At 62.1% G+C, this 20,449-nt stretch carries 12 protein-coding genes; 2 read left to right on the forward strand and 10 right to left on the reverse strand.

The features are described 5' to 3' along the window. The first annotated feature begins 19 nt into the window (after positions 1-19). A complete protein-coding gene (locus L6D74_RS05430) occupies positions 20-1,396 on the forward strand; it encodes a cation:proton antiporter (RefSeq protein ID WP_236188087.1) in 1,377 nt (458 codons plus the stop codon). A gap of 11 nt (positions 1,397-1,407) precedes the next feature. Here the strand turns inward: L6D74_RS05430 and L6D74_RS05435 are convergent, their stop codons facing one another. The 4 genes from L6D74_RS05435 to L6D74_RS05450 form a co-directional block, all read right to left on the reverse strand. Beyond that, complete coding sequence (locus L6D74_RS05435; protein ID WP_064596549.1) at positions 1,408-1,944, reverse strand: hypothetical protein; 537 nt, start codon at positions 1,942-1,944, stop codon at positions 1,408-1,410. A 77-nt stretch (positions 1,945-2,021) separates the two neighbouring features. After that, positions 2,022-3,941, reverse strand: coding sequence for a hybrid sensor histidine kinase/response regulator (locus tag L6D74_RS05440; RefSeq protein ID WP_236188088.1), 1,920 nt, complete (start codon positions 3,939-3,941; stop codon positions 2,022-2,024). Positions 3,942-3,951: 10 nt separating this feature from the next. Next, positions 3,952-6,270: an ATP-dependent DNA helicase gene (locus L6D74_RS05445; RefSeq protein ID WP_236188089.1), complete on the reverse strand. Its 2,319-nt coding sequence runs from the start codon at positions 6,268-6,270 to the stop codon at positions 3,952-3,954. Then, complete coding sequence (locus tag L6D74_RS05450) at positions 6,267-7,919, reverse strand: VRR-NUC domain-containing protein (RefSeq protein ID WP_236188094.1); 1,653 nt, start codon at positions 7,917-7,919, stop codon at positions 6,267-6,269. Before L6D74_RS05450 ends, L6D74_RS05445 begins: the two co-directional genes overlap by 4 nt. Before the next feature lie 195 nt (positions 7,920-8,114). Here L6D74_RS05450 and L6D74_RS05455 point away from each other — a divergent pair, with 195 nt between their 5' ends. Next, positions 8,115-8,339: a YgdI/YgdR family lipoprotein gene (locus L6D74_RS05455; RefSeq protein ID WP_039768348.1), complete on the forward strand. Its 225-nt coding sequence runs from the start codon at positions 8,115-8,117 to the stop codon at positions 8,337-8,339. 59 nt (positions 8,340-8,398) lie between these two features. Here the strand turns inward: L6D74_RS05455 and L6D74_RS05460 are convergent, their stop codons facing one another. The 6 genes from L6D74_RS05460 to L6D74_RS05485 form a co-directional block, all read right to left on the reverse strand. Further along, positions 8,399-8,773, reverse strand: a complete 375-nt coding sequence (locus L6D74_RS05460; protein ID WP_236188095.1) for a hypothetical protein — start codon at positions 8,771-8,773, stop codon at positions 8,399-8,401. Between the two features lie 159 nt (positions 8,774-8,932). Next, entirely contained in the window at positions 8,933-10,786 is a 1,854-nt protein-coding gene (locus L6D74_RS05465) for a polyurethane esterase (RefSeq protein ID WP_236188098.1), read from the reverse strand. Between the two features lie 100 nt (positions 10,787-10,886). Then, positions 10,887-12,575 carry a polyurethane esterase gene (locus tag L6D74_RS05470; protein WP_085610268.1) on the reverse strand — a complete coding sequence of 563 codons (1,689 nt, stop codon included), beginning with the start codon at positions 12,573-12,575 and terminating at the stop codon, positions 10,887-10,889. A 57-nt stretch (positions 12,576-12,632) separates the two neighbouring features. Next, positions 12,633-15,719 (reverse strand): autotransporter serine protease, encoded by a 3,087-nt coding sequence (locus tag L6D74_RS05475; protein WP_236188108.1) that lies wholly within the window; start codon positions 15,717-15,719, stop codon positions 12,633-12,635. 165 nt (positions 15,720-15,884) lie between these two features. Further along, positions 15,885-18,836 (reverse strand): autotransporter serine peptidase EprS, encoded by a 2,952-nt coding sequence (gene eprS, locus L6D74_RS05480; protein ID WP_236188111.1) that lies wholly within the window; start codon positions 18,834-18,836, stop codon positions 15,885-15,887. Positions 18,837-19,087: 251 nt separating this feature from the next. After that, positions 19,088-20,449, reverse strand: a complete 1,362-nt coding sequence (locus L6D74_RS05485; RefSeq protein WP_064596531.1) for a TolC family outer membrane protein — start codon at positions 20,447-20,449, stop codon at positions 19,088-19,090.

A 20,449-nucleotide genomic window follows, 5' to 3' on the forward strand; every position in this document is an offset into this window, starting at 1 on the left:
ACCTTACGGGCCGCGCGTCATGAGCTTCATCATCTGGGTGGCGGTGCTCGGTGCCGTGCTGCTGACCCTGGCGCTGACATCGTCGTACCTGCGCTGGATGCCGGTCACGACCTCGGCTGTTTGCCTGCTGCTGGGCGTCGGCATCGGGCCGGCAGGGCTTGATCTGCTGAAACTGCCGCTGGACGAAGCCTCTTTGTGGATGGAACACCTGACTGAAGTCGCGGTGCTGTTTTCCCTGTTCGTCTGTGGTTTGAAGTTGCGGTTGCCGTTGCGCGACAAACGCTGGCGGATTGCATTCGGTCTGGCGGGCCCGGTGATGGTGCTGACGATCATTGGCGTCTGCCTGTTGCTGCATTTTGGCCTGGATCTGAATTGGGGCCCTTCGCTGTTGATCGGAGCGATTCTGGCTCCGACCGACCCGGTGCTCGCGGCGCTGGTGCAGGTCAACGATGCGCGGGACGTCGACAGCGTGCGTTTCGGCCTGTCCGGCGAGGCCGGGCTCAACGACGGCGTTGCATTTCCCTTCGTGATCCTCGGGCTGTTGCTGCTGCACGGTGAAGGGTTTGCCGCCGAGTGGCCCGACTGGGTACTGCGCAGCCTTTTGTGGGCGGTTCCGGCCGGGTTGCTTTGCGGCTACTGGATGGGCCGTGGCATCGGTCGACTGACCCTCTCGCTACGTATCCGCAACGATGACAGCACCCTGAGCCCGAACGACTATCTGGCCCTGGCGTTGATTGCGCTGGCGTATGTCGTGGCTGAATCCATTGGTGGCTACGGCTTTCTGTCGGTATTTGCCGCCGGCCTTGGCTTGCGTCAGGAGGAAGTCAAATCCACCGGCGCCCACCAACCGCCCGCCGAACACATGGTGCAACCGGTGGTCGGTCATCAGAACGTCGAGCCGCAGCAGGCGGTGCACGGCGATACCGAGCGGCTGGAAGACAGTCAGGTGGCAGCCGGCATCATGATGGGCGACATGCTCGCGTTCGGCGGTTTGGTGGAACGGGCGATGGAAGTGTTTCTGGTTACCCTGCTGGGCGTGGTGCTGGTCAGTCACTGGGATTGGCGGGCGCTGTTGGTCGGCGGCGTGCTGTTCTGTGTCATCCGCCCGGTCTGCGTGGGGTTGATGCCGTGGGGATCGCTGCTCGCGGGGCGCCAACGGTTATTGATCGGCTGGTTCGGAATTCGCGGCATCGGCAGTCTGTTCTACCTCTTCTATGCACTGAACCATGGACTAGGCGACAGCGTGGGCGCGCTGTGTACCGACCTGACCCTGTCGGTGGTGGCGCTGAGCATTCTGCTGCACGGCGTCAGCACCCAGCCGATCCTCGCCAGCTATGAGCGGCGCAAGAACCGAAACGGGCGAAAAAAGCCCGGCCATGATGACCGGGCTCGATAGCGGGGTGTCATTCATCCTCCCGGATTGGTCACCTGAATGTAGAAGGCATAACTGCCGAGCAACATCCAGAACGTGGCAAAGATCCACGGCGTACGAATGGAAAACAGCAATGACTTGCGATACCCCTTGTGGCTCGACTCCATTTCGCTGAATAACGGCGATTCGTCATAAGCGAGGCCCATCAGCGGTTCGCTGCGCAGCAATTCACTTTGCTTGTAGTGCCAATGATCGATGATGTCGTAGGCGGCGCGAATCCCCGGCCAGGCGTTGAGCGAACTGAGCAGCCCGAGTAACGCCAGAAACGGCGGCACCACCAGGGTGAACAGCTTGCCCCATTCCGGGTTGAGGTTGGCCATGCAGGACGCAAAGGCAATTACCAGAAACGATTGCGCGGCCAGGTAGGCGTCGGTGCGGTTGGCCAGGATGCTGGTTTCGTACTGGATTTCCCGACGGTAGAAATCCAGCCGTTCCTTGGGTGAACCGAACATCTTCGCGTTGTGTTCAGTCAGGGTTTCTTCGGCGGTCGGTTGGGTCAGTATGCGTGGCACGGGGAGCGCTCCGGAAACAAAGCGTTTGGAGGCCTACGGACTCGGACAAGTTCAGATGGATCCTGCGCGCCCTCGGTTCACTTCATCGACTGGGCGATGATCTCAACCAGATTCAGCTGATTGAACGGTTTCGACAGTCGCGGCAACCCCGCTGCAAAGCCTTCGAGACGCTCGGCATAACCGGTGGCGAGAATGATCGGCAGATCCGGCTTGAGCAAACGCACGGCATGCGCCAGTTGCGCGCCGCTCATCTGCGGCATGGCCATGTCGGTGATCATCAGATCGATGACCTCGCCTTGATCGAACAGCTCCAGCGCCTGGGCGCCGGAAGTGGCGCTGATCACGCGATGGCCGAGGTCTTCCAGCAGCAGAACCGTGCTGGTGAGCACCAGACTGTCATCATCCACCACCAGCACGCTGAGGCGCGGCACCGTATCGGTGGACACCATCGAGCCAAGCGGTTTGGCGACAACACCGTCGATGGCCACCGGCAACCACAGTTCAGCGGTGGTGCCCTGCCCCTGGGTGCTTTTCAGAATGAAGCGGCCACCCAGTTGTTCGATGAAGCCATGGACCATCGACAACCCCAGACCCGTGCCCTTGCCCAAGCCTTTGGTGGTGAAAAACGGATCGGTTGCCGACGCCAGCGTTTCAGCGTCCATGCCCTCACCGGTATCGGTCACCCTCAGGCAGACATAGCGCCCTGCCGCCAGGGTTGAATCGTTCTGTTCGAGCACCACTTCGGGTTCGGCACTGATGGTGACGCTGCCGCCTTCGGGCATGGCGTCGCGGGCGTTGGTCGCCAGATTGAGTACCGCAAGCTCCAGTTGGTTGCTGTCGGCCAGCACCGCTTGCAGGTCTTCGGGAAACTGCGTTTCGATGCGGATCCCCGGCCCCAGTGAGCTGCGCAACAGCCCGGTGATGCCCTGCACCAGTTTCGGGATGTCGATCGGTTCGGTCTTGAGCTCCTGACGCCGGGCGAAGGCCAGCATGCGTTGGGTCAGTGACACGCCGCGCAATGCGCCCTGCGTGGCGTTCTCCAGCAGACGGCTGACTTTCGGGTCGTCGCCTACGCGTTTGCGCACGATTTCCAGGTTGCCGAGGATCACCGTCAGTAAATTGTTGAAGTCGTGGGCGATGCCGCCGCTGAGTTGGCCGATAGCCTGCATTTTCTGCGCCTGGAACAGCGCCTCACGGGTTTTCTCCAGGGCCTGTTGTGCCTGGGTAGCCTCGGTGACGTCGCGGGTAATCTTGGCAAAACCGAGCAAGGTGCCGGTGTCTCCGCGTATCGCATCGACCACCACATGCGCCAGAAAGCGCGTGCCATCCTTGCGCAGGCGCCAGCTCTTGTTCTCGAAGCGGCCCTCGCGCACCGCAGTTTCCAAGGCGCGCTGGGGTTCACCGGCCTCACGGTCTTCCGGGGTGTAGAACATTGAGAAATGCTTGCCGATGACTTCATCCGGCTTGTAACCCTTGATCCGCTGCGCGCCGGGGTTCCAGTTGGTCACCAGGCCTTCGGGGCTGAGCATGTAGATCGCATAGTCGGTGACGCCCTGCACCAGCAGGCGAAACTGCTGTTCGCTCTGCTTGAGGGTTTCTTCGGCCATCTTGCGGTCGGTCAGGTCGCGGGTGATCTTGGCAAACCCGAGCAGTTGCCCGCTCGGACTGTAAATCGGATCGATCACCACATGGCACCAGAAATGCGTGCCGTCCTTGCGTACCCGCCAGCCCTCACCCTCGAACCGACCTTCGCGGATCGCCGTGTCCAGCGCCCGCCGCGGCAAACCGCTGGCGCGATCTTCGTCGGTGTAGAACCTTGAAAAGTGCTCGCCAAGGATCTCGGCTTCTTCGTAACCCTTGAAGCGTTTGGCGCCGGAGTTCCAGCTGGTGATGATGCCCTCGGGGTCGATCATATAGATCGCGTAATCGACCACCGCATCGATCAGCAAACGAAAACGCATGTCTTCGATTGCAGCGGACTTCTTGTTCTCGCTCATCAGGTTTGGCTCAAAGCAAATTCTCAATGACAGGAGTATGCGTCAAACCGATGGAATGGACAGCCGCTTCTGTTTGATCGATTTGCCACCAGCGCGGCAGCAACTGCCGAATCCGGCTCTCGGCAAAACGATCATCGATCAGCATCACCACGCCGCGATCCTGTTGGGTACGGATCACCCGCCCGGCAGCCTGCACCACTTTCTGCACGCCTGGGAAAAGATAGGTGTAGTCGTAACCGGCACCGAAGATCGCCGCCATACGGCGCTTCATCTGTTCATTGACCGGGTTGAGCTGGGCCAGCCCGAGGGTGGCGATGAACGCGCCGATCAGCCGCGCGCCGGGCAGATCGATGCCTTCACCGAAGGCGCCGCCGAGCACAGCGAAGCCCACGCCTTGGCTGTCGGCGGTGAATTGGTCGAGAAAATCCTGCCGCGCGCCTTCGGCCATGCCCCGGGATTGTTGCCACAGGGTGATCTGCGGGTGGCGCTCGGCCAGTAACTGCGCAACCTGTTGCAGGTAATCGAAGCTGCTGAAGAACGCCAGGTAGTTTCCCGGACGTTCACTGAACTGGCGGGCGATCAGCTCGACAATCGGTTCCAGCGACGCTTGCCGATGCGTGAAACGCGTGGAAATCCGGCTGACGATCTGCACCTGCAATTGTTCGGCGCTGAACGGCGACTCGACGTCGATCCAGACCGTGTCGGCCGGGGTGCCGAGCAAATCCGCGTAATAGTGGCGCGGGCTGAGGGTGGCGGAAAACAGCACGCTGCTGCGTGCCGCGCTCAGGCGCGGGCCGATAAATGCCGCCGGCACCACGTTGCGCAGGCACAGTTGCGATAACGGGCGTTTGCGTTCGAGATCGCGTTTGCTGATGTCAAACAGGTAATGCGCGTCGAACAGTTCCGCCACCCGGCCGAACTGCAGCATCTCGAAGTAGAAGTTCTGCAACCCGCTGTCGAGCCCTTGCGGGTGATCGTTGAGGTAGTCGCCGATGCTCGCCGTGCAGGATGAGAGCGCCTGCAGCAGTTTTTCCGGCGCCTTGTCGTAGGCCTGATACGGCGCCAACTGGTCATTGTGCAGCGCGTTCCATTCACGATTGACCCGTTGCAACGACTTTTTCAGGACCTCGGGCGCGGTTTTGCGCACGCTGCCCAATGTCGCCTGATCGAGGGTGGCGCTGTACATCTGCCGCCCGCGCTCGACCAGGTTGTGCGACTCGTCCACCAGCACCGCAACGTTCCATTGATTGAACTGGGCCAGACCGAACAGCAGCGCGCTGAAATCGAAGTAATAGTTATAGTCCGCCACCACCACGTCGGCCCAGCGGGCCATTTCCTGGCTCAGGTAATACGGACACACCGCGTGTTGCGCCGCGACGTCTCGCAGCGCGGTCTGATCCAGCAGGCGCAATTGACTGGCAGCCTCACGGGCGGCGGGTAAACGGTCGTAAAAGCCTTGGGCCAACGGACAGGATTCGCCGTGACAGGCCTTGTCCGGGTGTTCGCAGGCCTTGTCCCGGGCGACCATTTCCAGCACCCGCAGGGGCAAGGTTTCGCTGTGATCGAACAGCACTTGCGCTGCATCCAGCGCCAGTTTGCGTCCGGGCGTCTTGGCGGTGAGGAAGTAGACCTTGTCCAGTTTCTGCGGCGTCAGGGCCTTGAGCATCGGAAACAGGGTGCCGAGAGTCTTGCCGATGCCGGTGGGAGCCTGGGCCATCAGGCAGCGGCCGGTGCTGACGGCCTTGAACACCGATTCGGCGAGGTGACGCTGACCGGGACGAAAGGCAGCATGAGGAAAACCCAACTGCTGGGCCGCCCGGTTGCGCGCTTCGCGGTGGGCCATTTCCTGTTCGGCCCACTTCAGGAACAAACCGCACTGTTGTTCGAAGAACTGCCGCAGCGCTTCGGCACTGAAAACCTCGACCAGGCAGGTTTCCTTTTCCGTGACGATGTCGAAGTACACCAGCGCCAGGTTGATTTGCTCAAGCTGCAATCGACAGCACATCAACCAGCCGTAGACCTTCGCCTGGGCCCAATGCAACGAACGGTGATTGGCCGGTTGCTTGCTCAGGTCGCCGCGGTAGGTTTTGACCTCTTCCAGGCAGTTCTGCGTCGGGTCGTAGCCGTCCGCCCTGCCCTTGACCTTCAATGGCCCGAATGCGCCCTCCAGCGCCACTTCGCTCTGGTAGGCGTCGTTGCGCCGGGACGCCACGGTGCGATGTCCGGCGATGCCCTCCAGCGCGGTCGGTGACGGGGTGAAGCGCAAGTCGAGGTCACCGGTTTTCGCGGTGAATTCGCACAGTGCCCGCACCGCGATGCTGTAGCTCAAGCGCCCTGCTCCGCCCATTGCACGTAACACACGGCGACCGGCATCCGATGCGTGTTGCAGAACTCCAGCCAGCGCAGCTGGTTGTCCTGCAAACGATCGCCGGGCCCTTTGACTTCGATCATCCGGTAGGTTTTGTGCTGCGGCCAGAACTGGATCAGGTCGGGCATGCCGGCGCGATTGGCCTTGATGTCCAGCAGCAGACGGCTGAACCAGTGCTTGAGGTGTTCGGCCGGCAGACAGGCCAAAGCTTGCTCCAGCAGTTCTTCATTGAGCGCGCCCCAGAACACGAACGGCGACTGCACACCCCATTTGGTGGTGAACCGCGCGCGGATGGTGTCGGCATAACGGCCATCGTCGAGTTCGGCCAGACAGGCCTGGAACAGCTCGGCGCGTCGGAGCTGGAAGTCTTCATTGAGCAAATCCACCGGCCCGCGCTGGAACGGGTGAAAGAATGCGCCCGGCAATGGCGCGAAGATCGCCGGCCAGCACAACAGGCCGAACAATGAATTGATCAGGCTGTTTTCCACGTAATGCACCGGGCCCGTTTCTTCGTGCAGGTGCGCCTGAACGTGATATTCCACCGACAACGCCGGATCGAGGCGCGGCAGGTGCAGATCCAGCCGCTCCACCAGGCCGGGCGCCGTGCGCTTGATCGGTGGGCCGCCGAGCTTGCGCCGCAAACGCGGCACCAGCCGTTGCAGGCCCTGTTGTTCGGTGGCAGTTTCAGGTGCCTGCTCGGCAATGACCGCCAGTTCCAGTGCCAGTGCGTATTCGGCGCAGCGCTCCAACACACGGATCATCCGCAATCGCGCGCCGGGGTAGGCGCAATCGCGATAGATCTTCAGGGCCAGGGCAAACTCGCCGATGCGCTCGCAGTATTGGCCGATCTGGAACAACAGTTTGCCGCGCCGGCGTTGCAGCCACGGGTTGTCGAAATGCAACGCGGCGACCTGTTCGACGATCGGCTCCAGTGGTTCGCCCGCTTCGAAATACAGCTGGCAGTCGTGCAGAAACAGGCAGGCATCGACGTCGGCACGGCTGCGCAAGCCAAGGGAATCAGCACTGAATTCGACTTTTTCGTAGGTAAAAATGCCAAGGTCGGCGAGCACGAACTCTGACCAGTCCTGATAGAGGTTGCCGAAAAACATCAGGCGAAAACGGTCGCACAGGTCCATCAATGTCAGGCTGAGCAGCCGGTCGGCCAGCGTCGGGCACCATTGCTGGAAACTGCGTGGCTCGGGGAATTGTTCGTGCAACAGCGGCAGCCAGTCGACTTTCTTGCTTTTAGGCTGGTCGATGGCTGGGCCGAAGGCTTGCAGAAGCTCCGCCTTCAGCAACACCTCGAACAGCTCCACCATCGTCAACGGTGCCTGTTCATCGAGCCAGCCATGCTCCAGCAGTGGTTGCGCCGCTTCGGCGATGTCGCCGATTTCCGTGTAATTCAGCTTGCTGGCCCGGAAATGTACACCCTTGCGCATCACCATACGCACCAGCAAACCCTGGGACGGACGCGGCAGCGCCTTGAAGTCGCGAATGAAGGCATGTTCCGTTTCGCTCATGACATCGGCGTAGCGAAGCTCAAGCCAATCAAGCACCTGGCGAAAGTTGTTGAGGTAATAGAACGGGTCGTCGAGGGGATTGGCAGTCACGGTAGATTCGGGGCCATGGCAAGCGAGTACTGGTTATGCGTACAGATACCAGCCTGTCCCGGCGGGCGCAAACGGAAAAGGATCAGTGGCACCTTCATTGCGGTTTTTTTCAGGTGGCCATCGAACTTTTCCCGGCGTAATGGCACCAACCGCGTTAGAGGCCGACAATGGTCGAAATGAACAGGAATGCTGCTTATGAAAATCAAGACTCTCGGGATCCCTTTGGCTGTTGCGGCCCTGCTGACCCTGGCCGGTTGCTCGACCCCGACGGTGGTTACCCTGCAGAACGGCACCCAGTACCTGACCGAAGACATGCCCGATACCAAAACCGAGGATGGCTTCTACGAGTTCAAGGATATTTCCGGTGCCAAAGTCCGCGTACGTGCCGACGAAGTGGCCACGGTGCGCAAAGAAGACTGACGGATAAAACATCAAAAAAGGCTGCGAACCCTATGGGATCGCAGCCTTTTTTGCATTCATCAGCGTGGTAACGCCATGCCCGGGAGTGAGCTGTCGCAACTGAAGGGACGCTCGCCACGGCGAACCAGTTCTTCCTGCAAGCGCTGGCAGCGCTGACGCTCCTGTTGCGCCATGCGGTCGATGCTCAGATTTCCGGTCATTTCCGGCTCATGGTCTTCGCCGATGCGAATCGTCACGAACGGTTGTTCAGGCTGGATATGAAAGCGGCTTTTTTCTTCGACGGGTTTGGCGTCTTCGCTTTTGGCCGGTTCCGGTAATTGGTCGGGTGTCACGCCATAGCGGCTCAGAATCGAGCTGTGAGGCAGATCGGCCCAGGCATTGGCCGACAGCAGCACAAGCCCCGTAACACCGATATACCCCTTGAAACCTTTCACGTGTGAATCTCCTGTACTCGTTGGCAGCCCTTGAATGACGAACGTCGACGTCATGGCTTTAGGCCGCATTTCCTGTTGGTGCAGGTATTGGAGTCAGGGAGTGGTTGGTGAGTCACTTTTGATATGGGGAGGGAATGCGCTCCCTCCCCACCCTTGCCGTCAGGCGATCACGATCCCGTCGGCACTCAGGCTGTTCAACGCAACCCCGACCAGCGTCACCGAATCAGCGCCGAATTTCAGCACCGTGTCCTGCCCCACCGCCGTGGCATGGGCGCGGAAGTCGTCGTTGGGCAATACGCCCTGCACGCCGAGGAACACCAGTTTGTCGTTGGCGGTGTAACCCACCACGCGATCCTGGCCGAACGCGCCGCTGAACAAGAAGGTATCCGCCCCGCCGCCCGACTCCATCAGGTCATTGCCGGCGCCGCCGACGAATACGTCGTTGCCCGTCCCGCCGATCAGATGGTCGTTGCCGTCCAGGCCGAACAGCCAGTCTCCGCTGGCCTTGGCCTTGAGGGTGTCGGCGGCGCCGGTGCCCTTTACGCTCGATTCGTACTGGGTGACGTTGTTGCCGACCTTCAAACCGGTCGCAGTGACGCTGTGGGTCACGTCGTCCTTGAACAGGCCCCAGAGAAAGCCCGGCTCCTTGCTGACGATGCTGCCGATGTCGCGGGTGATGCTGATCCCGCCGTTGGCATCGCGGATGTACAGGTTGCCGGCGCCGTCGTTGGCGAAGTCGAAGCTATTGACCGGCTTCTGCAACTCCAGGGTGTTGTTGCCCGAGCCGCCGAGCAGGATGTTGTAACCCCCGCCATCGCGGAACGTATCGTTGCCGGCGCGGCCCTCCAGGTAATCGTTGCCGTTGCCGCCCTGGATCAGGTCATTGCCGTCGCTGCCGATGATGAAGGTGCTGCCCTTGTGGGTTTCGGCGTTGCGGTTCAGGTCCTGCACCCAGGTGTTGGCCCGCGCCGGATCCGACAGGTTGGCGACGATGATCGTCGAGTCCTTGCTGGTCAGGTCGTAAAACTTCGACTCGATCACGCGGTTCATGCCGTCGCCATAGGCGGTCGGCAGGTGCGAGATCCAGGTCGGAATGTTGACGATCGAGAACGGCAGCACGTTCCACGCCGCCGAGGCGTAGTGGTCGTTGAAGCTGACGATGTTGTCGGTCGCCGACTCTTTGGGCGCGTCGTGCACGCCGAGGGATGCACCGGTGAAGGTCGAGCCGTCGAGGGCGCGGAACACCGGGTCGTTTTCGTAGCCGACGTTGAGCACCTTGTCGGTGCTGCTCTGGGTCGGCGAGGCGTAGGCGATGTAGTTGGAGTCCTGGAAGAACCCGCCCCATTTGCTGGTGCTCAAGTCCGCCATGCTGTTGACCGCCAGCCCGCCCAGGCTGTGGCCGCTGACCAGCACGTCCTTGCCGGTCAGGCCGTTGGCTTTGGCGAACGCCACCACATCACTCATCAGGTTGCCGAAGGCTTCGCCGACGTAGCTCCTGGCGTAATCCTTGGGGCCGAACGCGGCGAGCAGGTCGCTGATCACGTCGCCGATGGAGTCACCGATCAGGATTTCCCGTGGGCCGCTGGTGCCGCGAAAAGCGATGCCGATTTCCGTCAGATGACCCTGAGCGTCGTATTTGCCGAGGATTTCCACCTGGGCGCTGGTGTAACCGGCCTTTTCACCGAAAAAGGTGCCGCGGGCATCGGTCTTGCCCTCGTAACCCAGTTGCGCGGCGGTGATCGGGGTCCAGCCGGCTTTTTTCACCGCGTCGAGTGCGGCTTTTTCCGAATCGGGGTTCCACGGAATGCCGGGGATCACTCCCTGGGAGTCCGTTCCGCCGATCAGCGCGGTCACCAGCGTGGCCGGCAAGCCGAGGCCGAAGCCGTTGTGCTGATAACCGACGGCAAAGCCGTTATCGAGGTTGTGGTAGGAATACAGCGTAATGGCCATGGCGTCGCTGAACAGCGCCTTGGATTCCGCCGTACCGAAATTCTTGTAGTCATACACACCCATTGCTGTTGCCTCTCTCTTTGTTGGAATTGTTCAGAGATAGCTCACAACCAGAACGCCCCTCCCGAGGCGCCCCGGAGCATTTCAGTACAACTTTCGTTTGTCAGGCGAAGACGAAACTCGAATCCGACAGGTTAGCCACACCAACCCCGACCAGCGTCACGGCAAAGTCGCCAATCTTCAGCACGGTATCGCTTCCGGACTGTGACGCGTGTTGCTTGTAGTCGTAGCCCTGCCCTGCGCCTTCGACGCCCATGAACACCAGTTTGTCGCTGCCCTGGTAGCCATTGATCGCGTCGAAGCCGAAGGCGCCGCTGAACAGGAAGGTGTTGTTGCCACCCACCGCGCTCATCACGTCATTGCCGGCGCCACCGACGAAGGTCACGTGGGCCTTGTCGCTTTGCAGGTGATCGTTGCCGCCCAGGCCGAACAGCCAGTCGCCGTCGGCGGTGGCTTTGAGGGTGTCGCCCATAGCGCCGCCGCTGAGCGAATGGTTGTACTGGGTCAGTTCGGCACCGTTGGCCAGGCCTTTGGCGGTGACGGTCCAGGTAATTTCCTTGCTGCCCCACCACGAACCCGACTCCTTGCTCACCAGCGCGCCGATGTCGCGGGTCATGCTGATGCCGCCGTAGGCGTCACGCACGTACAGCGTGCCGTCGCCGTCGTTGGCGAAGCTGAAGTTCTGCAGCGGCTTTTGCAGTTCGAAGGTGTTGTGGCCCTGGCCACCGAGCAGGATGTTGAAACCGCCGTCGTCACGGAAACGGTCATCGCCGCCCAGACCTTCGAGGAAGTCGTTGCCCGCCCCGCCCTTGAGCCAGTCACCGCTGTCGGTGCCGATGATGAACGTGCTGCCGGTATGCGGCTCGCCGCTGCGGCCCAGATCCTCGACCCAGGTCTTGCCCCGCGACGCTTCCTCAAGGTTGGAGACGATGATCGTCGAGTCCTTATGCGTCAGGCCGTAGAACTTCGACGCGATCACCCGATTCAGACCGTCGGCATACCCCAGCGAGCTGTGGGCCGACCAGTTCAGCGGATTGGCGATGCTGAACGGCACCAGGTTCTGCGCGGTGGACGCGTAGTTGTCGTTGAAGTTGACGATGTTGTCGGTGGTCGAATCGTGCGGCTTGTCGTGCTTGCCCATCGACGCGGTACTGAACGTGGTGCCGTCGAGCACACGGAACACCGGGTCGTTCTCGTAACCGATGTTCAGCACGTTGGTGCCGGTGCTGCTCTGGGTCGGCGAGGCGAACGAAATGTAGTTGGCGTCCTTGAAGAACCCGCCCCAGTTGCTGGCACTCAACTCCGCCACGCTGTTGACCCCGAGGCCGCCGAGGCTGTGGCCGCTGATCAAGACGTCCTTGGACGCGATGCCATGGGCGACGGCGAACGCGGCCACCGATTTCAGCAGGTTGTCGAACGCGTTTTTCGCGTACTGAGTGGCGTAGTCCGACGGGCCGATGGCGGCCAGCAGGTTGTTTTTCATGTCGCCGAAGGTGTCGCTGTAACCCAATCCACCGGTGCCCCGGAAGGCCACGCCGATGCCGATCAGCTTGCCCGCGGCGTCGTATTTGCCGAGCACTTCGGCTTCGGCGCTGGTGAAGCCGTCCTTCTCGCCGAAAAACGTGCCCTGCGCCCCGACCTTGCCCTGATAGCCCAGCGCCGTGGCGCCGATCGGCTTCCAGCCAGTGCCGGGCAAGGCCTGCCCGGTCGGCGTGTAGGCATACAGCGTCAGGGCGATGGCGTCGCTGTACAGCGCTTTGCCGTCGGCATTTTTGTAATCGAACAATCCCATGTTGTGCTCTCTCTTCCTTTCAAAAACGGCAGTTCTCGAAAGAACTGCCGCTACCCCTTAGAACTGCCAGTCCAGCGTCAGGCCCACACCGTGGTCCTTTTCGTTGGAGCCGATCAGCCCGTTGTAGTCCAGGTTGACCCGGACATCGCGATTGAGCGCCAGCCCGGCGCGTACGCCGACCACCGCGGCATCTCGATCCATCGACACACTTTGCACGGTGAATGCACTGTTGCCATTGGCGAACGCCAGGTGACTGTCAGCATCCACGCGGCTCAAGTTGTGCTGCCAGCCCAGGCTTGCGCCCAGTTCCAGCTGATGTTTCTCCGACAGGGCAAACGTGCGCTTGGCCCGCACACCGAGGGTCGACAACACCACATCGCGGTTGTCTTCGCCGCCCTTCAGTGCGGCGGCATCACCCTTCTCGGTGAAGCTGTCGCTGTTGAGGTGCACGTAGGCCAGATTGGCGAACGGCTCCAGGTTCATCGGTTGCAGGCCCAGGTCGTAGGCCGCTTCGGTGAACAATTGCGCGGTGGTCGCATCGCGCTTGGTTTTCTGTTTGCCGCTGACGCCACCGAACTGCAGGTCACGTTTGACGTCGATGCGATGCCAGCTGTAAGCCGCACCGGCGGTCAGACGCAACGCATCGATCTGATGCCCCAGGTACGCGCCCAGGTGATAGCTATCGACCGAGGCGGACGAATGCGTACCGTCGCCCATGCTCAACGAGCTGTCGCTATAACCAGTAACGAAACCCAGACGGGTATCTTCAGCGATCAAGCCGTCGACACCGGCCAGCAGGCCGCCGATGGAGCTGGTGGAATCGGCGTATTTCGACCCGCCATCGCTCTTGCCCCAGGCGCCCAGCACTTTGAGCCAGGCGTTGCTGCGGTCATCGGTCGGCGCGCCGGCATCGAACAGATCGCGCTCACGCAGACGTTCGCCCACCGCATCGCGCAGGTAGCGGCTGTCGTTGATCAGCAGCGTGCCGATGGCCGGGTGAATCTCGCCGGACAGTTGCTGGAAGGCATCCTGCGCAGCGGCCGCCGACGGCGACAGCAACAGGGTTTCGAACAACGCATTGCCGGCGCCGAGGCGTTCGGCGGCAGCACCGACCGCGCGCTGGTTCGGGGTCAGGCCGACGCTGGCGAACGAGGCGCCATTACGGCCGACGTCCAGTTGTACACCGTTTGCCGAGTAAGCCAGGGTGCCGCCAAGGAACGCGTAGTCAGGCAACACTTGTCCGAACTGCCCTTCAATACCGCCCGCTGCCTGCAAGATGTTGAACTGGGTGCCGAGCAGGCTTTTCACTTCGCCGGTGGTCAACAGCGTCGGGCTGTTTTCCAGCGACATGGTCACAGTTGCGCCTTCGATCACCGCTTTACCGCCGGCGACGATCCGGTCGCTGCTGGTCGGCGAGACTTCCACCGCATAGGTCGAACCCGGCGCGAAGGTCACGTCACCCGCCACGTTCAAGGTGCCGATGGAATTGCCCGGCGCCACAGTACCGCCGCTGTTGGCGGTCAGCGCGCCGATCCGGCCGTTACCGCCGAGGACGCCGCCGTCATTGACCGTCACCGCCGATTGCAGCGAGCCATTGATTGCCAGTCGCCCCTGATTGACCAGGGTCGGGCCGCTGTAGGTGTTGTTGCCGGTCAGCACCAGGGTGCCGATGCCTTGTTTGGTCAGACCACCATGGCCGGAGATATTGTTGCGCCAGGTGTCGAGCCCGCAGGTGATGTCGTTGCACACGCGCTCGGTGGGCTTGCCCGCATCAATGATCGCGCCGATGCCCGGCAGATCGGCCACGAACTGACCGGAACCGTAGGCGCCCTGGATGCGGAATTCTTCGGGGATGTCCTGCTCGGTGACGAACATCGCCGGGCCGTCGATGCCCTTGCGCAGGTTGATCATGCCCCAGCCGTACAGGGCGTCGATGCCCGGTGCGCCGAGGTCGGTAGCCGTGGTGCGCAACACGCTGGCGACCTGATCGCCGGTCATGTACGGGAAGCGCTCCATCAGCACTGCGATGGAACCGGCCACGTGGGGCGCGGCCATCGAGGTGCCGTTGTAGTTCTTGTAACCCGTGGTCAGGTTGTCGGCGTTGGTGCCTTCGATGATCGAACTGAAGATTTTCGTACCCGGTGCCGACACGCAGAAACTCGCGGTGTAGCCGCAGCGCGAAGAGAACGTACTCATGATGTACGGGTTGGCGCTGGCCAGATCCGGGTTCTTCTGCAAGGCGGCGACGGTGATCCAGTTCGGCGCGATGTCCGGCACGAAGTAACCGAGGCCGGCGATGGCGTCCGGGTTGTTCAGGTTGTAGTCGTTGCCCGCTGCGAAAATCGTCACGATCCCGCTGCGTGCGGCGGCGATTGCGCCGTCGTAGGCGCCGCCGGGTTTGGTGCCCAGCAGTGTGCGGATCTCGTTGAACTGCACTTGCGCATCGTTGACGGTGAAGTGCGGGTACGCAGGGTCACGGCCGCCGAGGTCAAAACGGTCGGTGATGCCGATGCCCCAGCTGTTGTTGATGATCCGCGCGCCGCTGGCGATCAGCGCATCCCAGCCGGCCTTGTACACCGCGCCGTCGTTGCCGCGCACGATGCCGTCTTCCGGGCCCGGGTCGCCGTTGTCGGCGCTGATGATCTGTGCGCCGAACGCCACGCCGTGCATCGGCCCGCCGTCACGGCTGCCGGCGGCGATACCGCCGACGTGAGTACCGTGGGCGCCGAGCTTGCCGTCGGAGCCGACCGAGGGCGAACCGTCATAGCGAAACGCGTCCCCGGCTTTGACCGGAATGTACGGGTCGGTGTATTCGCGGATCCCCGAGGTCACCAGGGTGATGACTTTGTTACTGCCGGAAAACTCCGGGTGCGCGGCGTAGACCGGCTGGTCGAAGATCCCCAGTTTCACGCCCTTACCGGTGTAACCGGCGGCGTACGCGTGATCCGCACCGATGGCGCCCAGGCCCCAGTCGGCCTGGAATTCGGCGCTGCGCCAACTGCCCGGATCCCCTGCCCGGCCGCTTTCCACGTAGGGCGCCGCGTTTGCGTTGCCCCAGGTGGCCAGTGCGCAGAGCAAGGCGACATTGAGAGTTTTCAGGCGAAAGCAGCCACCCGATTGCGCGGGGGTGTTGTTGTTTTTCATCCAGCGACCTTCCTTAGTGATGTTGCGAAAAATCCGTCTATTGAAGTGATCGTTGATCGTTCCCACGCTCCCGCGTGGGAATGCAGCCCGTGACGCTCCGCGTCCCTAGAGGCATTCCCACGCAGACGGTTCGACGCCTCGACGTGGGAACGATCATCCGTGTGTTTAGAACTGCCAGTTCAGGCTCAGGCCCACGCCGTGTTGTTTCTCGCGGCTGGCCAGTTGTCCGGTGTAATCGAGGTTGACCCGCACGTCGCGGGTCAGCGCCAGGCTGGCCTGCACGCCGACCAGGGCGGCGTCGCGCACCAGTGGCGAGCTTTCAACGGTGTACGGCGCGCTGCCGTTGGCGAAGCGCAAATGCTGTTCGGAGTCGATGTCGGTCAGGCTGTGCTGCCAGCCCAGATGACCGCTCACTTGCAGTTTCTGCGCGGACGGCAGGTCAAAGGTCTTGAGCGCCCGCACGCCGAGGGTGCTCAACACCGCGTCGCGCTGGTCGTCATTGCTTTTCAGCGCGGCGGCGTCGCCCTTCTCGGTGAAGCCGTCGGTGTCGAGGTGTACGTAGGCCAGGTTGGCGAACGGCTCCAGGGCCAGCGGTTGCAGATTCAATCGATAAGCCGCTTCGCCGAACACCTGAGTGGTGGCGACATCGACCTTGGCTTTTTGCTTGGCGCTGACGTTGCCGTACTGCAAGTCGCGCTTCACATCGGCGCGATGCCAGCTGTAGGCGGCGCCGGTACTCAGGCGCCAGGCGCCGATGTCGTGACCGGCGTAGGCGCCGAGGTGATAGCTGTCGACCTTGGCTGAAGAATGCGTGCCCGAGCCCATGCTCAGCGAGCTGTCGCTGTAACCGGTGACCAGACCGATGCGGGTCTGCTCGTCCAGCGCTCCGTCGACACCGGCCAGCAGGCCGCCAATCGACGTACTGTATCCAGCGGTGTCGTGGCGCGAATCGGTGCTGCCCCAGGCGCCGAGGGCCTTGATCCAGCCGTTGCTTTGCGTGGCTTGCGCATCGTGCAGGCGCTTGCCGATGGCGTCGCGCAGTTGGCGGCTGTCGTTGATCAGCACCGCGCCGAGGGCCGGGTAGATTTCACCGCTCAATTGTTGAAAGGCTTGTTGCGCATCACCGGTGGTGGCCGACAACAGCAGACTTTCGTACACGGAATTGCCCGCGCCCAGACCTTCGACGGCAGTGGCCACGGAGCGCTGATTCGGAGTCTGGCCGACACTGGCGAACGATGTCGCGTTGCGCTCGACATTCAAGCCGATGCCGTTGCCGCTGTAGGCCAGGCTGCCACCGATGAACAGATAATCCGGCAGCACTGCACCGAACCGACCCTGAATGCCGCCGGCCGCTTGCAGAATGTCGTACTGCTGGCCGAGCAGGCTTCTGGCTTCGCTGGTGCTGAGCAGTGTCGGGCTGTTTTCCAGCGACAGGCTCACGGTGGCGCCGTTGATGGAGGCGATGCCGCCGGCGACGATGCGGTCGCTGCTGGTGGGAGACAACTCCACGGCGTAGGTCGAGCCTGGCGCGAAGTTCACGTCACCGGCCACATTCAAGGTGCCGATGGAATTGCCCGGTGCCACCCGGCCGCCGCTGTTGGCGGTCAGCGCGCCGATTCGCCCGGAACCGCCAAGAGTGCCGCCGTCATTGACGGTCACGGCCGATGTCAGCGAGCCGTTCACTGTCAGCAGACCACCATTGACCGTGGTCGGCCCACGATACGTGTTGTCACCGGTCAGAATCAGTCGCCCGTCGCCGGATTTGATCAGGCTGCCCTGATACACCCGACCGGCCGCCGCTGCATCGCGAGCCATGCCCACAGCGTAATCAGTCTGATCCTGTTGGCTGGCACCTGCCGGCACGCCGTTCTGCCAGCCTTTGTTTTTCAGGGTTTGCTGCCAGGCGCTGTGTTCGGCGAGGTCTTCGCTCTGGCGCTGGATCAGCGCCTTGTCGCTGATGTCATTGCTCCAGACATCGCTCTGCCCGGCCGCCAGATGGGCGTCGAACGCCCCGAGCAATTGCCCCGGCCCACGCATCGCCCGGTACAGGTTGGCCACGCCCCAGCCGACCCGTTCGGTCGGCGCATTGGTCACCGAACCGTCGAGCTGGGTGGCCGTGGTCAGCAATACTTCGAGAGCCTGCTGATTGTTCATGTACGGATAGCGCTCCATCACCAGCGCCAGTGCGCCGGTGGCGTGCGGCGCGGCCATCGAGGTGCCGGACTTGATCGCATAACCGCCGTCGGGAATGGTGCTGTCAATCTTCGCGCCCGGCGTGGTGATGCACCAGTATTTGGCGATGCCACACTGGTTGTACTTCTGCTGATTGCTTTGATCCAGCCCGGAGACCGCCAGCCAATGCCCTTCCAGGTCCGGCTGAAAGTACGGCAGCGCCGAGCGCACGCTGGCATTCGGGTAGCCGCTGTTGCCGGCGCTGAACACGTTGATCACGCCACGACGGGAAACGTCTGCTGCCGCGTCGAGCCAAGTGCCCTTGTTCCAGTGCTGGGCATAGGCGGCATGCAGATCAGCGAGGGTTCGATAGCTGACATCCGGCGGCTGGCTGCCCCAACTGTTGTTGATCGCCCGCACGCCGGCGTCGGCCAGGGCGTCGTACACCGCTTTGAAGTAACGCGGATCGGGGTTGGGGCCGAACAGGAAACTGTCGTTCTTGTTGGTGTTGCCGACGTAGATCTGCGCGTTGTACGCCACGCCATGCATGCCGGTGCCATCGCGGGACGCGCCCATGGTGCCGACCACGTGGGTGCCGTGGGAGTCGTTGTTCGGGTTGAGGGTGCCGTTGACGCTGAACAGCGAGCCGTCGATGTAGCTGCCGCTGGCCAGCACCGGGTGATAGCGGTCGCTGGCGAACTCGGGATGGGCGGCGTCGAAACCGGAGTCCAGCGCGCCGACCTTCACGCCCTTGCCGGTGATGCCGGCGGCGTAGGCCTGATCGGCCTGCATCCGGCCCAGGCCCCAGTCACGCAGGAATTCGGCGCTGCGCCAACTGGCGGGATCGCCGGGTTTGCCGGCTTCGAGGTATTGGGCCTGAGCCTGGGTTGCAGACATCACAAGCAGCAGGGTGCCGACCGTGATCGGCTTGATGCATACGTCCATGTTCACCACTCACTTTTATTGTTTTATGCAGGTTGATTCTGCGGTGTTGCCCATTCCCCTCACCCCAGCCCTCTCCCCAAGGAGAGGGAGCTGATCGAGGTGTCTTGCGTCATACATCGACCTGAAAAACCGGGTCGATGCTGGATTCGGTGACGCCCGATCAGGTCGGTGTACCTCCAAAATATCCCCCGATCAGTCCCCTCTCCCTCCGGGAGAGGGTTAGGGTGAGGGCCGGTCTGAAGCCATGCACATCAACGTCGAGCCACCCCAAACGCCTCATCCACCCGCGCCAGATCCTGCTCGCTCAAGGTGCCCGCGTAGTAATGCAACTTGGTCCAGGCCATGAGGTAGTCATAGCGTGCCTGGGCCAGGTCGCGGCGGGTGGTAAATAGTTGTTGCTCGGCGTTCAGCGCATCGAGATTGGTGCGCTCGCCACCGAGAATGCTTTGTTTGGTCGATACCACCAGCGCTTCGGCCGAGGCCAGGGCCTTTTGATAGGCGCGCAGCTTGTTGACCCCGGACAGGCAGGCGCTGAACTGGCGACGCAATTCGATCAGGGTCTCGCGGGTCTTGCCGTCCAGTTCGTATTCAGCCTGTTCCATGGTGCGGCTGGCCTGACGGGTCGAAGCCGACACGCCGCCACCGGCGTACAACGGCACGCTGACTTCGAAACCGATGGTGTTGGTTTCGTAACGCTGGTTGTAGGTGTTGCCGCTTTCCGATTCGTTCTGGCGCATCGTGGCGTAAGCGCTGACTTTCGGCAGGTGCCCGGCGCGATTGCGCTCGACTTCGTAACGCGCCACTTCCACCGCCTGACGCTGGGACGCCAGGTTCGGGTTGTTGCTGATCGCCAGTTCGTGCCAGGTGTCGTAGTTGGCCGGCATCAGGGCGAATGTCTGGAAGTTCTGATCCAGTGGCGCCAGATCACTGATGTCCACCGCCGGCACCCCTACCAATGCGCCCAGTTCCCGTAGCGCGGCGTCTTGCTCGTTGCGGGCCTCGATTTCCTCGGCGGTTGCCAGTTCATAACGCGACTCGGCTTCGAGGATGTCCGTACGGGTACCCTCGCCCTGCTTGAACATGTGCTCGTTCTGCTGGAACTGCTGCTCGTACGCCTTCTTCTTGGCCAGCGCGATGTCGATCTGGTCCTGGGCAAACAAAGCCTTGGTGTAGTTATCCAGTACGCGAACCAGCAGTTCCTGGCTCTTGCCGCGGAAGTTCTCGTCGGCAAACAGCGACTGGGCCACGCCCTTGCGATAAGCCGCGTAGGCTTCGTAGTCGAGCAACGGTTGTTGCAAAGTCAGGCTCGAGCCGTAGCTGTTGTAATTACGCTCGTCGGTGCGATTGCGCGCGCGTTCGTCGAGGGACGTGGCCTTCGACGAGTTGCGACCCTTGTTGTAGTTGTAACCCAGTTTCGGCAACAGACCGGCGCGGCCGATGGCACGGTTTTCGAGGCCTGCATCGCGCTCCTTGATCGCGCCGAGGAACACCGGGTCATTGCGCAACGCCTGTTCGTAGATCTCGAACGGCCCCATGGCCGCCACTGCACTGTTGCCCGCGAGCAGCGCGAACGCTGCCGCCAGCATGGAAAGCTTATTCATACAGCCGAACAT

This window comes from Pseudomonas pharyngis (genome assembly GCF_021602345.1).
Lineage (GTDB): Bacteria > Pseudomonadota > Gammaproteobacteria > Pseudomonadales > Pseudomonadaceae > Aquipseudomonas > Aquipseudomonas pharyngis.